At 70.0% G+C, this 17344-nt stretch carries 2 protein-coding genes (1 of these 2 cut by a window edge); one reads left to right on the top strand and one right to left on the bottom strand.

Annotation, left to right across the window (positions count from 1 at the left end; genetic code table 11):
• The first annotated feature begins 6 nt into the window (after positions 1-6).
• Positions 7-2568 (top strand): patatin-like phospholipase family protein, encoded by a 2562-nt coding sequence (locus BHS09_RS19040; protein WP_140798518.1) that lies wholly within the window; start codon positions 7-9, stop codon positions 2566-2568.
• Here BHS09_RS19040 and BHS09_RS39430 read toward each other — a convergent pair.
• On the bottom strand, positions 2555-17344 hold the end of the coding sequence (locus BHS09_RS39430) for a non-ribosomal peptide synthase/polyketide synthase (protein ID WP_237080430.1). 31596 nt of this gene lie beyond the right edge of the window; the window shows 14790 of its 46386 coding nt (coding positions 31597-46386); its start codon lies off the right edge, out of view — the gene reads right to left on this strand; it ends in the stop codon at positions 2555-2557. The genes BHS09_RS19040 and BHS09_RS39430 overlap by 14 nt on opposite strands.

Raw genomic sequence — 17344 nt, 5'->3', positions numbered from 1 at the left:
CCGTGAATGCCAAAGAACCTTCTTCGTGCCTGTGCCGTGGTCCTGCTCGCAACCACCAGCACCGCGCAGGCGCAAGCCGTCCCACTGGCCCCATCCGAGGCCGAGGACTCCTCCACACCCGCCAACCCCGTGTCGGCGGACGCCCCACCTGATGCGCCAGCGGCGCTGCCCGAAGCCGAACCGGGCGAAGTGCCGGCCAGCGCTGTCACTGAAGACGTTCCGGCGGTGAGCCCCGAGGTGCCGCCCATTCCGCCGGATGGTGACGCCTTCGCGAAGGACACCGCGCTCGTCCCCGAGGGGACGCCGTTCCTGCCACCGCACATCGAAGACCCCGCGCGGGCCCGCGCCCTGGCCGAGGAGACGGAGCGCAGCGCGCCGGCCCTGGTCGTCAGCGGCGGCATCAGCCTGGGCGCGTATCAGGCGGGGTTCATCTCCACACTGGTCCGGTTCTGGAGCGTCGCGCAGCGAGAAGGCGAGCAGGCGGACCTGGGCAACCCCGCGCCGCGTGTGTGGACGGGCGCCTCGGCGGGGGCGGTGAACGCGCTGCTCGGGGGACTGGCTTCGTGTGACACGGCGTTCGCCCAGCCCACGTGGTCTCCGGAGCAGAGCCTCTTCTGGACTGTGTGGATCGACCAGCTCGACCTGGGGCGGCTGCTCCCCGAAGAGCGGAATGAGCCACCTCAGGGCACGCATCTCTTCAGCGAGCCCCACATGCAGGACACCCTGCAGCTCATCCTGAAGAAGGCCCAGACGACCCGCTTCAAGGAGGACTGCACCTTCGCCTACGGCATCACCGTGACGAACCTGCGAGGGCGCGAAGTTCCCTTCGGCGACGGCGGACCCGACGCCCAGTTCAAGCTGAAGCGCGTGACGGAGAAGCTGGTCGTCCAGGTAATGACGCAGGGCGAAGGGAAGCTCACCGCCCGGCTGCCCTTCATGGAGGGCGCGGTGAGCGCGTCGTTCCCCCACATCGGAGTGAAGCCCAAGGAGCTCGCGTACTACCCGGCGCTGGGCGCCCAACCGACGGGCGACGGCGGACATGAGGTGTCCCTGTCGAACCTGCTGCTTACCCCGCAGGCCTCCGGGGCCTTTCCGCTCGCGTTCCCCCCTGTTCCCGTCGAGGTCTCCTTCTTCAACCAGACGCAATGGGGGCCCCTGGAGTCCCTCAAGCTCATTGACGGCGGCGTGCTCAACAACAACCCCGTGGACCTGGCGGTGCGGCTCGGCTCGCGGTGGGTGGAGCGCGGAACCTCGCGGGAGACGACGCTCAATCGTGAGCGCTTCCCCGTCGTCTACCTGGACCAGGACGCGGTCGGCTGGGACTGGGCGTCACCGCCGGAACGGCCGGAGCGCTCCCGCAGCCCCTTGGACGAGGCCTACTTCCAGTACCTGGGCAACGTGCTGAACGCCGCGCGCGACAGCGCCGTGCTCAACACGCTGGAGCACGACATCAATCTGTCGGGCCGCATCCAGATTCCTCGCCGCACGTCCGTGCTCCCGTCGGAGTTCCAGTTCGCGATGATGGGCTTCTTCGACCGGCGCTTCCGCGAGCACGACTTCTACCGGGGCATGCAGGACGCCATCCGCTTCCTGTCCACTCAGCTCACCTCGACGCGCGCCGTCGACCTGCTGGTGCCTCGCGCTGGCAAGGAGCGTCTGAGGGATCGTGAGCTCCGCGTGCTGAAGGTCCTGGGCATCGACTCGCTCGGCTTCCGCTGCGTCGTGGGCAATGACTGCACGACGACGCCGCAATTGGGGCGGCTGCGCCAGGCCACCGATGCCCTGACGAAGAAGGCGGAAGCGGGACAGCTTCAGAAGGGACAGGTCGACGACCTGCTCTCCGTGCTGGGCGACGTGGGCTACCAGTACAGCGAAGGCGTCATGGAGGGGATTGAAGCCACGGGGACCCGAGAGGACCTCATCCCGGTCCGCCAACGCGTGGGCACCGCCTTCCACAGCCTCGTCACGCAGCAGCGGGGCAATCTCAAGATTCCGCTCCGTCCCGCGGGCGCCGCGTTCCTGGACGAGTGGCTGACGTATTCGAAGCCGCACCATGTCTGGACGCTCAGCGCCATGCGCCAGCGCGGTGTGGGCGTGGGCGTGGAGCTTCCGTTCCTGGCGTCCGAGCAGGGACGCGACGACTACGCCTACAGCCGCAATGAGTGGCGCTTCGGCGCCGTGCTGTCCGGGCTGGGCGTGCGGGACATGGACCAGCTCGTGCCCAACGACACCCGCATCCGCTGGGCCTCGCTGGGCCTCTACATCGACTGCGTCTCCGACATGGACGGCTTCTCCGGCGCGATTCCGTTCCTCGACCTGGGGCCGTACGTCCGGTGGCGCGCCGGACTGGGCGTGTCCGCGGGCTACCTCAGCAAGCCCAACGAATGGGCGCTGACGGTTCCGGAGGCCCGCCTGGGCGTGGACCTGGCGGAGATGGTGGGCGTGCGGCTCACGATGCCGGTCTACCTCCTCAAGAAGACGGAGGGAGAGCGGCGGCTCATCAGAGGGACGCCCAAGTACTTCAAGGAGCTGGGCCTGGGCGTCGAGTTCCTCCTCACCCGGTGGTGAGCTTCAGCGCGCTCCGGAGCCGGTCCGCCAGCTCGCGGACCCCCGGGGCGCGCAGCACGCTGTAGTGGTCGCCGGACACGGCGTGCTGCTCCAGGCCGGTTCCCACGAGCGCCTTCCATCCGCCGTCCTCGGGCAGGCCCTCCGCGCCCTCCGTCGCCTGGAGCCGCAACACCCGGCCCGGGTTCAGCGCGGGCGGCTGGTAGCGGCGGGCGGCCCGGAGGTTGGCCTCGAAGACCTGGAGCAGGGCCCGTAGGTGCGCGGGCTCCATTCCGGGCGTCAGGGCGCCCGCGCGCTGACCGGCTTCCCAGAGCGCTTCTACCTGGGCCTCGGGCGACTGGGACGCGTCCGGCGTGGCCAGGTCCGCGAACCCGATGCCCAGCAGGTCGCTCGCGAAAGCGGAGACGACCTGCGCGGCGTCGGGCTCCGGCTCGGCGGCGTTGAGCACCGCGGGCGTGTAGGCGTCGATGAGCGCCAACAAGGCCACCGTGTCGCCACGCTCGCGAAGCTGGCGCGCCATTTCATAGGCAATGACGCCGCCCACGGACCAGCCGCCCAGCAGGTAGGGCCCGGCGGGTTGGACCGTGCGGATGGCCTCCACATAGGCGGCGGCCATCTCCTCCACCGTGCCCAGCGGCGGCGTGCTGCCGTCGAGCCCTTGCGCCTGGAGTCCGTAGAACGGGCGCTCCGGCCCCAGCAGCCGGGCCAGCTCCGCGTAGGTCAGGACGTTGCCTCCGACTGGGTGCACGCAGAAGAACGGAACCTCCGTTCCACTCCGGCCCGCGTCGAACGGGACCAGAGACGACGCCGGTCCAGAGTCCTCGCGGCGCAGGAACGCGGCGAGCTGCTCCACCGTGGGGGCCTGGAACAGCGCGGCCAGGGGAAGCGGCCGGCCCAGGGACTCGCGCAGGGCCGCGACCAGACGCACGGCCAGCAGCGAGTGGCCCCCCAGCTCGAAAAAGCTGGAGCGCACGCTGATGGGCGCCACTCCCAGGAACTGCTCCCAGGTACGCACGAGCCGCAGCTCCAGCCCATCCCGCGGCGCCACGTGGACCTCCTGGCTTCGGGTGTCCGCGAGCGTGGGCGAGGGCAGGGCCTTGCGGTCCACCTTGCCACTGGGGTTCAGGGGCAGGGCCGGCAGTGAGACGAAGGCCGGAGGCACCATGTACTCGGGCAGCCGCTGCTGGAGGTGCTGACGCAGCGCCTCCACGGTGACGGCGCCGCCCACGACGTAGGCCACGAGCCGCTTGTCGCCGGGCACGTCCTCGCGCGCCAGCACCACGGCGTCCTGGACCGCTTCGTGTGCACGCAGGGCCGCTTCGATTTCGCCCAGCTCGATGCGGAAGCCGCGCAGCTTCACCTGGAAGTCGAGCCGGCCCAGGTACTCCAGCGTGCCGTCATGCCGCCAGCGGGCCTTGTCGCCCGTGCGATAGAGCCGCTCGCCCGGCATGGTCGCGAACGGGTGGGGGACGAAGCGCTCCGCCGTGAGGCCTGGCTGGCCCAGGTAGCCTCGGGCCAGGCCATCCCCCGCCAGGTAGAGCTCGCCCGCGGTGCCCAGGGGGGCCAGTTGCTGCCGCGCATCCAGCACGTACGCCCGAGTCCCCGCGAGCGGCTTGCCGATGACGGGGACCGGACTCGGGCTGTGCTGCACCTTCGCGAACGTCGCGTACACGGTGCTCTCCGTGGGGCCGTAGGCGTTGAACGCCGTCGTGCGCTCCGTGCTCGCCAGGCGGCTCCAGAGCGACGGGTCCATGGCTTCACCCGCGCACAGAATCCGCGCCGGGACGTGGGCACGCTCCAGCAGCCCAGCCTGGAGCACGAGCGTCAGCTGCGCGGGCGTGCAGTCCAAGACGTCCACGCGTTGTTGCTCCAGCCACGCCAGCATCGCCTCCGGATCCCTCCGTGTGTCGTCGGGCAGCAGGCACAAGCAGTGCCCGTCCGCCAGATGGACGAGCTGGTCCATGCTGACGTCGAAGTAGAGCGGCGCGTTGAGGCTGAACCGCTGCCCCGGCGCCTGCCCCAGGTGGAACGCGAGGTTCGAGGCCACGTGCAGCGAAGCCAGCGAGTGGTGCTGCACCATGACGCCCTTGGGCGTGCCGGTGGAGCCGGATGTGTAGATGACGTACGCGAGGTTCTCGCCTCGGACCTCCACCGCGACGTCATCCGTGGGCCGTGACGCCAGGTTCGACGCCCCGGTGTCCAGACACAGCAGATGCCGGACCTGAGGCTTCCAGGCATCCGCCAACGGCTGGACGGTGAGCAGGACGGACGCATTGCTGTCCTTCAGGACGAAGGACTTGCGCCGTGCCGGCGCTGACGGGTCGATGGGCACGAAGGCGCCACCCGCCTTGAGCACCGCCAACACCGCGACGATGGCGTCCGGCGTGCGCTCCAGGCACAAGCCCACGCGGACCTCGGGGCCCACGCCCAGCGAGCGCAGGGACGAGGCAAGCTGGTTGGCCCTCGCGTCCAGTTGGGCGAACGACAGCACCTGCGCCCCCAGTGTCACGGCGGGGGCCTCGGGCGTGCGCGCGGCTTGCTGCTCGAAGCGCGTGTGGAAGAGCACACCACGCTCGCGGTCCGGTGCGATGTCGTGCCAGTCCACCATCAACTGCTGCTGCTCCGTCTCCGTGTGGAGGGACAGGGTGGCGATGGCCAGGTCCGGCGCGGCCACGGCACGCTCCAGCAGCAGCCGGAGATGGGTGGCCAGCCGTTCCGCCGTAGCCCGCTCGAACAGCTCGGTGCTGTAGACGAGCGCACCCTCGTAGCCATCCTGGGCACGCACCAGGTCCAGGCTCAGCTCGAACAGCGTCACCCCCGAGTCGTCGGCGTCCGCGGGACGGACCGACAGCTTGGGCAAGGCCAGCTCGGGGACCTGGGTGTTCTGCAACGCGAACATCACCTGGAACAGCGGCGTGCGGCTCAGGTCTCGCGAGGGCTGGATCTCCTCCACCAACCGCTCGAAGGGCACGTCCTGATGCTCATACGCGCCCAGCGTGGCGTCACGGACTTGCGCCAGAAGCTGACGGAAGGTCATCGCGGGCGTGAGGCGGGCGCGCAGCACCAGCGTGTTCACGAAGAAGCCGATGAGCGGCTCGGTCTCCGCGTGGCGCCGGCCGGCGATGGGCGAGCCGACCAACACATCATCCTGCCCGGCATGACGGGCCAGGACCGACTGGAAGGCCGCGAGCAGCAGCATGAACGGCGTGACGCCTTCACGCTGCGCCAGCGCATCCAGCATCAGCGCGAGTTCCTGGGGCAGCAGCACCGGCACCACCGCGCCGTGGTGACGCAGCACCGCGGGCCGGGGCTTGTCGGTGTGCAACTCCAGCGCATGGGGTGCACCGGCCAGCTGCGACTTCCACCAGCCGAGCTGTTCCTTCAGCGTCTCGCCCTGGAGCCACCCCCGCTGCCAGAGCGCGTAGTCGGCGTACTGAACCGGAAGCTCGGGAAGGGCCGCGGGGTTCCCGTTCTGGAAGGCCTCATAGAACGTGGTCACCTCACGCACCAGCACGCCCATGGACCAGCCGTCCGAGACGATGTGGTGCAGGCACAGCAACAGGACGTGCTCGGACGGTTCCAGCTTCAGCAGCGTGGCGCGCAGCAGCGGCCCCGTGGCGAGATTGAACGGCTGTCGGGCATTCCGGGTGGCGCGCGTCATCGCCTCCGCCTCCCGCTGGGCCCGGTCCTGGATGTCCGAGAGGTCCACGACCTCCACCACCGTGTCGTGTGGTGGGTGGATGACCTGCCGGGGCTCGCCAGCCACCGATTGGAACGTGGTGCGGAGCGCTTCGTGCCGCTCCACCATGGCACTCACGGCTCGCCGCAGGGCTTCGACATCGAGCATCCCCGACAGCCGCAGCGCGGACGGCATGTTGTACGACACGTCTCCAGGATTGAGCTGATCCAAGAACCACAGCCGCTGCTGTGCGAAGGAGAGCGGCACCGAACCGTCCCTCCCGGCGCGCGTCAAGGGCGGGAGCCGGAGCCTGGGCGTCGTGGAGGCCAGCCGCTCGGCGAGCGTCGCCACGGTGGGGGCCGCGAAGAACGCGCGCAGGTTCAGTTCCACATCGAAGGCGTCGCGGATACGGGCCACGACCTGGGTGGCCAGCAGGGAGTGTCCGCCCAGCTCGAAGAAGTTGTCATGCCGGCCCACGGTGGGGATTCGCAGCAGCTCCTTCCAGATTTCCGCCAGCCGAGCCTCCGTGGGCGTCGCGGGCGGCTCGACGTCGCGCGTGAGCGCGAGCTGGGATGCGTCCGGTGCCAGCAGCGCGTTGCGGTCCACCTTGCCAGTGGACGTCAGCGGCAGGGCGCCCAGTGGCACGAAGACCGACGGCACCATGTACTCAGGCAGCCGCTGCAGGAGGTGCTGGCGCAGCGATTCGGCGGTGACCGAGTCGCCCACGACGTAGGCCACGAGCCGCTTGTCGCCCGGTACGTCCTCGCGCGCGAGCACCACGGCGTCCTGGACCTGGCCGTGGGTGCGCAGGGCCGCCTCGATTTCGCCCAGCTCGATGCGAAAGCCCCGCACCTTCACCTGGAAGTCGAGCCGGCCCAGGTACTCCAGCGTGCCGTCATGCCGCCACCGGGCCTTGTCTCCCGTGCGGTAGAGGCGGGCCCCCGGCTGTCCACTGAAGGCGTCCGGGATGAAGCGCTCCGCCGTCAGTCCCGGCCTGCCAAAATAGCCCCGGGCCACACCTTCTCCCGCGATGCACAGCTCGCCCGCGGTTCCCAGCGGCGCCAGTTGCTGGTGCGAGTCCAACACGTACACCCGCGTTCCCGCGATGGGATGACCGATGACGGGAACGGGACTCGGGTTGCCCTGAACGCGCGCGGAGGTGGCGCACACCGTGCTCTCGGTCGGGCCGTAGACGTTGAAGGCCGTCGTGCGCTCCGTGCTGGCCAGTCGATTCCAGAGCATGGGCGACATGGCCTCGCCTCCGCAGAAAATCCTGGCGGGGACGTGGCTTCGTTCGAGGAGCCCGGCCTGGAGTAGGAGTGCCAGCTGCGCGGGCGTGCAATCCAGCATGTCGACGCGCTGCTGCTCCAACCACGCCACCATCGCGTCCGGGTCCTTCCGCGTGGCCTCTGGCACCAGACACAGGCAGTGTCCCTCCGCCAGGTGCATGAGCCGCTCGACGGTGCCGTCGAAGTACAGCGGCGCGTTGAGACTGAGGCGCTGCCCGGCGGGCTCGGACATCTCCAGCGACTCCGTCATTCCCTGGAGCAACCACGGCAGCGAGCGGTGCTGCACCATGACGCCCTTGGGAGTGCCCGTGGAGCCGGACGTGTAGATGATGTACGCGAGGTTCTCTCCGCGCACGTTCGCGGGGACGTTGTACGTGGGCAGTGACGCCAGCTTCGAGGCCACGGTGTCCAGGCACAGCAGATGCTGGACCTGGGGCCGCCAGGCCTCGGCCAGGTGCTGGACGGTGAGCAGCACGGTGGCCCCGCTGTCCTCCAGCATGAAGGAGCGGCGCTGCGTGGGCGCCATCGGGTCGATGGGGACGAAGGCCCCTCCGGCCTTCAGTACCGCCAGCAGGCTGATGATGGCTTCCAGCGTACGCTCCAGGCACAGGCCCACGCGGACTTCCGGGCCCACGCCCAGCGTGCGCAGGTGCGCGGCGAGCTGGTTCGCCTTCGCGTTGAGCTGGCTGAAGGACAGCACCTGCTCATCCAACGCCACGGCAGGCGCGTTGGGCGTGCGTCCCACCTGCTGCTCGAAGCGCGTGTGGAAGATGCCACCGCGCTGGACGCTGGAGGTGGTGCTGTTCCAGTCCACCATCAACTGTTGCTGCTCCGCCTCCGTGTGGAGGGGAAGGGTGGACACGGGGTCATCCGGTGACGCCACGGCGCCTTCCAGCAGCAGCCGGAGATGCTCCATCAGTTGCTCCGCCGTGGCGGGCTCGAACAGCTCGGTGCTGTAGATGAGCGCGCCCTGGTAGCCCTCCGGGAGGCGGGCCACCGCCAGCTCCAGCTCGAACCGGCTGACACCATGCGTCGGCTCCAGCTCTCGCAGGGAGAGTTCCTGGAGGGCCAGCTCGGAGCCCGGTGCGTTCTGCAGGGCGAAGATGGCCTGGAACAGCGGCGTGCGGCTCAGGTCTCGCGAGGGCTGGAGTTCCTCCACCAGCCGCTCGAAGGGCACGTCCTGGTGTTCGTACGCGCCCAGGGTGGTGTCCCGCACTTGCGCCAACAACTGGCGGAAGGTCGTCTCCGGGGAGATTCGGGCGCGCAGCACCAGCGTGTTGACGAAGAAGCCGATGAGTGGCTCGGACTCGGCCTGACGGCGCCCGGCGATGGGTGAGCCCACCAGCACGTCGTCCTGTCCCGAGTGCCGGCACAACAGCGCCTGGAAGGCCGCGAGCAACAGCATGAACGGCGTGACGCCTTCCTTCTGGGCCAACGCCTCCAGCGCCTGACTGAGCGCGAGCGGAAGCTGTACCTGCACGCCAGCGCCCTGGTGCGTCACCACCGCGGGCCGCGGCTTGTCCGTGGGCAGGTCCAGCATGTGCGGCGCGCCCGCGAGCTGCTCCTTCCACCAGCCCAGATGCTGTTTCAGCGTCTCGCCCTGCATCCACCCGCGCTGCCACACCGCGTAGTCGGCGAACTGCACGGGGAGCTCGGGCAGGGACGCGGGCTGTCCGCGAAGGAAGGCATCGTAGAACGCGGCCACTTCCCGGACGAGCACGCCCATGGACCAGCCGTCCGAGATGATGTGGTGCATGCACAGCACCAGCATGTGTTCGGTGGGGGTCAGCTTCAGCAAGGTGACACGCAGCAGGGGCCCCGTGGACAGGTCGAACGGCTGCTGTGCATCGTGGGTGGCGCGCTTCAACGCCTCGGATTCCCGGTACGCCCGCCCCTGGAGTCCCGAGAGGTCCACCACCTTCAGCGGCAGCGCTCGCGATGGATGGATGACCTGGCGGGGCTCGCCGCCCTGGGCCTGGAACGTGGTGCGGAGTGATTCGTGCCGCTCCACCAGGGCATTCGCGGCGCGCTGCAAGGCGTCGACGTCCAGCGTCCCCGACAGGCGCAGCGCCGTCGGCATGTTGTAGGAGGCGTTGCCCGGCTGGAGCTGGTCCAGGAACCACAGGCGCTGCTGGGCGAAGGACAACGGCGCCGGCCCGTCGCGCCGGGCCCGGGTGAGCGGTGGCAGCCGGGGGCCGGGCGTGGCGGAGCCCAGACGTTCGGCGAGGGCCGCCACGGTGGGGGCCTCGAAGAAGGCGCGAAGGCTCAGCTCCACGTTGAAGTCAGCGCGGACGCGGGCGACCACGCGCGTGGCCAGCAGGGAGTGGCCTCCCAGCTCGAAGAAGTTGTCGTGGCGTCCCACCGTGGGGACTCGCAGCAGCTCCCGCCAGACCTCCGCCAGCCGGGCCTCCATGAACGTCGCGGGTGGCAGGCTGTCGCGCTTGAGGGCCAGTTGCGAGGCCTCCGGCGCGGGGAGGGCCTTCCGGTCCACCTTGCCACTGGGCGTCAGGGGCAGGGCGGACAGCGACACGAAGGCGGCGGGCACCATGTACTCGGGGAGGTTCCGGCGCAGGTGTTCCCGAAGGGCGGACGCCTCCGGCTGGCCCGCGTCTGGCGCGGACGACAGCACGACGTACGCTACCAGCCGCTTGTCGCCAGCGACGTCTTCGCGGACATGCACCACGGCGTCGTGGACCGTGGGATGCGCGCGGAGGGCGGCCTCAATCTCTCCAGGCTCGATGCGGACGCCGCGGACCTTCACCTGGGTGTCGCCGCGGCCCAGGTACTCCAGGTTCCCGTCCCGGCGCCAACGGGCCAGGTCGCCGGTCCGGTACAGCCGCTCGCTGTCACCGAAGGGCGAAGGCACGAAGCGCTCCGCCGTCAGCTCCGGCCGGCCCAGGTAGCCTCGGGCCACACCCCGGCCGCCGATGAACAGCTCGCCGGGTACGCCCGGGGGGACGGGCTCCAGCTCGCGGTCCAGCACGTACATCCACACGTTCGTCAGCGCCCGGCCAATGGGGACCTCGCGCTCGGCGCCCGGGGACGCCAGGACTCCGGCCGCTGACAGGTTCACGGACGTGGCCACCGCCGTCACCTCGGTGAGCCCGTACGTGTTCAGCAGTGGCAGCTCGGCACCGACGCTCCGCTGCCACTGGGCCACCCGCTCCGGCGCCACGCGTTCGCCGCCAATCACCACCCACTTCAGCCCCGAGGGGAGACGGGCGGTGCCCGCATCGAGGCTCGCCGTCACGTCATGCCAGAAGGCCGTGGGCAGGTTGAGCTGCGTCACGCCCGCCGCTTCACACTTCGCCAGGAACGCACCGGGCTCGTCGAGCATGTCCGGAGTCCGGAGCACCAGCGTCCCGCCGCTCGTGAGGCACGGGTAGAGCTCCTCCGCGCTGGTGTCCCAGCTGATGGAGGCGAACTGGAGCACCCGGTCTCCGGGCGCCACCGGGAAGGACGTCCACGCCGCGCGGGTGAAGTTCACCAGCGACTGGTGCTGGACGACCACGCCCTTGGGCCGGCCCGTGGAGCCGGACGTGTAGAGCACGTACGCCGCGGCCTCGGGAGGCACCAGGACAGCGGGGGCCTGGGGCACGCCGGAGGAGGGAGGCACCTCCGCGTCCAGCCAGACGCAGCCCTCCGCTGCACCCAGTCGCTCGCGGAACGCAGCACGGGCCACGATGACCCGGGCGCCGCTGTCCTCCAACATGAAGCGCAGGCGCTCCGCCGGGTACTCCGAGTCCAGCGGCACGTACGCCCCGCCAGCCTTGAGCACACCGAGCAGCGCGACCAGCAGCTCCACCGAGCGCTCCACGCACACCGCGACGCGATGCTCCAGTCCCACGCCCGCCGCGCGAAGGCGAAGGGCGAGCGCGTTCGCCCGCGCATCCAGCTCCCGGTACGTCACCGACTCGGCGCCCGCCACCACGGCCAGCGCGTCGGGCGTGCGAGACACCTGTGCCTCGAAGAGCGCGTGGATGCGCGCGTCCTTCGGAAGTGGCTCCCGAGCGCCGCTCGCGGCTTCGAGCACGGCCTGACGCGCCTCGGGAAGCATCATCGGCAGCGCGGCGACACGCTCGTCCGGCCGGGCCAGGACGCCTTCCAGGAGCCGTTGGTAGTGCGAGGCCAGCCGCTGAGCCGTGGCCTCTTCATACAAATCGGTGCTGTAGTTGAGCGTCCCGCTGAAGCCGTCCGCGCCACGGAACAGGTCCAGGCTCAGCTCGAACAGCGCCACGCCCGTGTCCTCACCGTCGGCCGGCCGCACCGTCAGGCCCGGCAACACGAGCTCGGGGATGGGCGCGTTCTGCAACGTGAACAGCGTCTGGAAGAGCGGGGTGCGGCTCGGGTCCCGCTCGACCTGGAGTTCCTCCACCAATCGTTCAACGGGGAGGTCCTGGTACTCGTAGGCCCCCAGCGTGGTGTCGCGCACCTGCGCCAGGAGCTGGCGGAAGGTCAGCTCGCGGCCGAAGCGCGCGCGCAACACCAGCGTATTCACGAAGAAGCCGATGAGGCGCTCCGTCTGCGCATGGTGCCGGCCCGCGATGGGCGAGCCCACCAACACGTCATCCTGGGCCGAGTACCGGTTCAGCAGCATGTGGTACGCCGCGAGCAGCACCATGAAGGGCGTGACACCCTCGCGCTGTGCCAGCGTCTCCACTGCCTGGCTGTGCGCCAGGGAGAGCTGTACGGGCACCGACGCGCCCCGGGTGCTCAGGAACGCCGGGCGCGGCTTGTCGGTCGGCAGCTCCAATGCGTGCGGAGCGCCCGCAAGCTGCTCCTTCCAGAAGCCGAACTGCTGGTTCAGCGAGTCGCCCTGGAGCCACCCCCGCTGCCACACCGCGTAATCGGCGTACTGCACCGGAAGCTCGGGCAGCGTGACGGGCTGACCGGCGTGGAAGGCGCCGTAGAGCGAGGTCACCTCTCGGACCAGCACGCCCATGGACCAGCCATCCGAGATGATGTGGTGCATGCACAGCAGCAACACGTGCTCGGACGGCTCCAGCTTCAACAGCGTGACGCGCAGCAGGGGGCCCTGGGTCAGGTCGAAGGGACGCCGGGCATCGGCGGTGACGCGCTTCAGCGCCTCCGCTTCCCGGTGCGTCCCGTCTTGGATGCCCGAGAGGTCCACCCGGTCCACCGCCACGGTGTGCGGCGCGTGGATGACCTGACGAGGCGCACCGTCCTCGGTCTGGAAGGTGGTGCGGAGCGATTCATGCCGACGGACGATTTCATCCACGGCACGCTGCAAGGCGGCCGCGTCCAGCGCACCCGACAGGCGCATCGCCGTCGGCATGTTGTAGGACGCGTTCCCTGGCTGGAGCTGATCCAGGAACCAGAGCCGCTGTTGGGCGAAGGAGAGCGGCAGGGCTCCGTCCCCCCGGGCTCGCGTCAGGGCTGGAAGCCGGGGACCGGATGAGGCGGAGGACAGGCGCTCGGCGAGCGCGGCCACGGTGGGCGCCGCGAAGAACGTGCGCAGGTTCAGGTCCACGTCGAAGGTGGCGCGGATGCGCGCCACCACCTGGGTGGCCAGCAGGGAGTGACCGCCCAGCTCGAAGAAGTTGTCGCGGCGGCCCACGGTGGGGACACGCAGCAGCTCCTTCCAGACCTCCGCCAGCTGAGCCTCGAGGGGCGTCGCGGTCGGCTCGACGTCGTGTTTGACGGCCAGGTTCGAGACGTCAGGGACGGGCAGGGCCTTCCGGTCCACCTTGCCGGTGGGGGTGAGGGGCAGGGTGCCCATCAGCACGAAGGCGGACGGCACCATGTACTCAGGCAGCCGCGCCTGGGCGTGCTGACGCAACATCTCCGCGGTCACCAGGGCCTCGGGAGTCACCACGACAACAACGTAGGCCACGAGCCGCTTGTCGCCGGGCACGTCTTCGCGTGCCAGCACCACGGCTTCCTGCACCTGGTCGTGGGTCCGCAGCACGGCTTCGATTTCACCCAACTCGATGCGGAAACCGCGCAGCTTCACCTGGAAGTCGAGCCGGCCCAGGTACTCCAGCGTGCCGTCATGCCGCCACCGCGCCTTGTCTCCCGTGCGGTAGAGGCGGGCCCCCGGCTGTCCACTGAAGGCGTCCGGGATGAAGCGCTCCGCGGTCAACTGCGGCTGTCCCAGGTACCCACGGGCCAGGCCGTCTCCCGACAGGTAGAGCTCACCCGCGATGCCCGCCGGGGCCATCCGCTGCCGCGCATCCAGCACGTAGGCCCGCGTGCCCTGGATGGGCCGCCCGATGACGGGCACGGGCGCGGTGCTGTTCCGGACGCTCGCCGTGGTGGCGCAGACGGTGCTCTCCGTGGGGCCATAGGCGTTGTAGGCCGTCGTGCGCTCCGTGCTGGCCAACTGCTTCCAGAGCGACGGGGCCATGGCTTCTCCCGCGCACACGATGCGCGAGGGCACATTCTCCTGCTCCAGGAGTCCTGCCTGGAGCAGGAGCGTCAGCTGCGCGGGCGTGCAGTCCAGCACGTCCACGCGCTGCTGCCCCACCCACGCCAGCATCGCCTCCGGATCCTTCCGCGTCTCCTCGGGCACCAGGCAGAGGCAATGTCCGTCCGCCAGATGGACCAGAGGCTCCAAAGCCCCATCAAAGTGGAACGGGGCGTTGAGGCTGACGCGCTGCCGGGTGGCGCCCGTTGCCTGGAACGCCTCCGTCGTTCCCGCGTGCATGGCGAGCAACGAGCGGTGCTGCACCATGACGCCCTTGGGCGTACCCGTGGAGCCGGACGTGTAGATGACGTACGCGAGGTTCTCTTCGCGCACGCTCACCACGACGTTCCGCGTCGGGAGTGACGCCAGCTTCGAGGCCTCGGTATCCAGGCACAGCAGGTGCCGGACCTGGGGCCTCCAGGCATCGGCCAGGTGCTGGAGGGTGAGCAGCACGGACGCGTTGCTGTCCTTCAGGACGAAGGACTTGCGCTGCGCTGGTGCAGCCGGGTCGATGGGGACGAAGGCCCCGCCGGCCTTGAGCACCGCCAGCACCGCGATGATGGCGTCGGGCGTGCGCTCCAGGCACAAGCCCACGCGGACTTCCGGGCCCACGCCCAGCGTGCGCAGCTGCGCGGCGAGCTGGTTCGCCTTCGCGTTGAGCTGGGCGTACGTGAGGACCTGGGACTCCAGCGACACGGCGGGGGCATCGGGCGTCCGATCCGACTGCTCCTCGACGCGCAGGTGGAAGGTCGCCTCGCGGGCCATGTCCGCTGCGTCGTCCGGCTGCGGCGCCTCCTCCCTTTCGAGCGGCAGCGCGGAGACAGGGGTGTCCGGCGACGTCACGGCTTCTTCCAGCAGGACCTGGAGGTGCGCCACCAGTCGCTCCGCCGTGGCGGACCCGAACAGGTCGGTGCTGTAGACGAGCCCGCCCTGGTAGCCCTCCGTCGCGCGGGACAGGACCAGCTCCAGCTCGAAGCGGCTGACTGTGTGCTTCGACTCGAAGCCCCGGAGGGACAGCTCCGGGAGCGTCAGCTCGGGAACCGGCGTGTTCTGGAGGGCGAACATCACCTGGAAGAGCGGCGTGCGGCCCTCCTCACGGGCGGGGCGGAGGTCCTCCACCAGCCGCTCGACGGGGAGGTCCTGGTGCTCGTACGCCCCCAGCGTGGTGTCACGCACCTGGGCCAGCAGCTCCCGGAAGGTCGGGTCCATACCGAAGCGAGCGCGCAGGACCAACGTGTTGACGAAGAAGCCGATGAGCCCCTCCGTCTGCGCGTGGCGACGGCCGGCGATGGGCGAGCCCACCAACACGTCCTCCTGCCCGGAGTACCGGTTCAGCAGCACCTGGAAGGCAGAGAGCAACACCATGAAGGGCGTTGCACGCTCCTTCAGCGCGAGCGCGTCCACGGCGTCGCTCAGGGCCGCCGGCAATTGGATGGGCGTGTTGTCGCCCTGGAAGGACGGCTGCTCCGGCCTCGGCTTGTCAGTGGGGAGCTCCAGGTACGGCGGCGCGTCCGCGAGCATCCCGCGCCAGTAGTCGAGCTGCGCTTCCAGGACCTGGCCCTGGAGCCACTTCCGCTGCCACGCCGCGAAGTCCGCGTACTGGAACGGGAGCGGGGGCAGGGGAGACGACTGGCCCTGCCGGAAGGCGCCATAAATCGCCGCCATCTCCCGGACCATCACGCCGTTGGACCAGCCGTCGGTGACGATGTGGTGCATGTTGAGCACCAGCACCTGCTCCGTCGCGGACTGCTTCAACAGGATGCCGCGGACCACCGGGCCCTTCGCCAGGTCGAAGGGGCGTTGGACCTCTTCCTGGACCCGCCGCAGCGTCTCCGCCTCACGAAGATGGGCGACGGCCTCACCCGACAAGTCCAAGACCTGGATGGGAACCTGAGAGGGCGGGTGGATGACCTGGACGGGTGCGTCGCCTTCCATGCGGAACGTCGTCCGCAGCACCTCGTGACGGGCAACCAGCGTGTCGAAGCTTCGCTGGAGCGCGGGCAGGTTCAGCGCGCCCGTGAGCTGGAGCGCCAGCGGGTGGTTGTAGGCACTGCTGCCCGTTTCGCTCCACTGGCTGATGACCCAGAGCCGCTGCTGGGAGAAGGACAGGGGCAGCGAGGCGCGCCGGTCCGCGTGGGTCAGTGCCGGCACCGCGGCGTTGGTCTGCGCAGGCGCGTTCTTCTGGCCGTCCAGGTACGCCGCGAGCCCGGCGACCGTGGGTGACTCGAAGAAGGCGCGCAGCGGGAGCTCGATGCCGAAGCGCGTCCGCACGCGCACCACCACCTGGGTGGCCAGCAGGGAGTGGCCTCCCAGTTCGAAGAAGCCGTCGTGGATGCCGGCGCGGCGGACGCTGAGCACCTGGGCGAAGAGCTCGGCCAGGGCCTCCTCCGTCGGCGTGCGCGGCGCCACGTAGAGGCCCCGCTGGACGGTGGGCGCCTCGGGGGCGGGCAGGGCCTTGCGGTCCACCTTTCCGCTGGGCGTCAGCGGCAGGACGCCCAGGTGAACGAAGGTTGAAGGCACCATGTGCTGGGGGAGCTGCTTCAGGAGGTGCGCTCGCAGCGTCTCGGCCTCCAGCGGCGCCGAGTCACCCGTGACGTAGGCCACGAGGCGGGCATCCCCTCGCGTCTCCTCACGCACCAGGGCGACGGCGTCGCGCACGCCGGGATGCGTGCGCAGCGCGGCCTCGATTTCACCCAGCTCGATGCGGAAGCCGCGCAGCTTCACCTGGAAGTCGGCTCGGCCCAGGTACTCCAGCGTGCCGTCCGCCAGCCACCGCGCCACGTCTCCGGTGCGGTACAGGCGCGCGCCCGGAATGCCGCTGAAGGCATCCGGGATGAAGCGCTCCGCCGTCAGCTGGGGCCGCTGCCAGTAGCCGCGCCCCACCTGCACGCCGCCAATGTGCAGCTCGCCCGGAATGCCCACAGGAGACGGCTGCCCGTGCGTGTCCAGCACGTACAGTACCGTGTTCGCCACGGGCCGCCCAATGGGGACGCGGTGGAAGTCCTCTCCACGCGGGCAGGGCCAGTACGTGACGTCTACTGCTGCCTCTGTCGGGCCGTACAGGTTGTGTACCCGCACCGGTGCGGGCAGCCGCGCGTACGCCTTCTTCACCAACTCCGCGCTCAACGCCTCGCCGCTGCACACCACACGCCGCAGGCCTCCCAGTCCCTCCAGCCCCGGCTCTTCCACGAAGGCACGCAGCATGGACGGCACGAAGTGCACCGTCGTCACGCCCTCCGCCTTCATCAGCTTCACCAGGTACGCCGGCTCCTGGTGCCCTCCCGGCCGCGCCACCACCAGCTTCGCCCCCGCCAGCAGCGGCCAGAAGAACTCCCACACCGACACGTCGAAGCTGAAGGGCGTCTTCTGCAGCACCACGTCCGT

The organism is Myxococcus xanthus (assembly GCF_006402735.1).
GTDB lineage: Bacteria > Myxococcota > Myxococcia > Myxococcales > Myxococcaceae > Myxococcus > Myxococcus xanthus_A.
This window is presented reverse-complemented; position numbering and strand designations above follow the sequence as displayed.

Excerpts from the sequence above, each read along its gene's own strand:
- BHS09_RS19040 (WP_140798518.1), top strand. The coding sequence starts at position 7 with ATGCCAAAGAACCTTCTTCGTGCCTGTGCCGTGGTCCTGCTCGCAACC.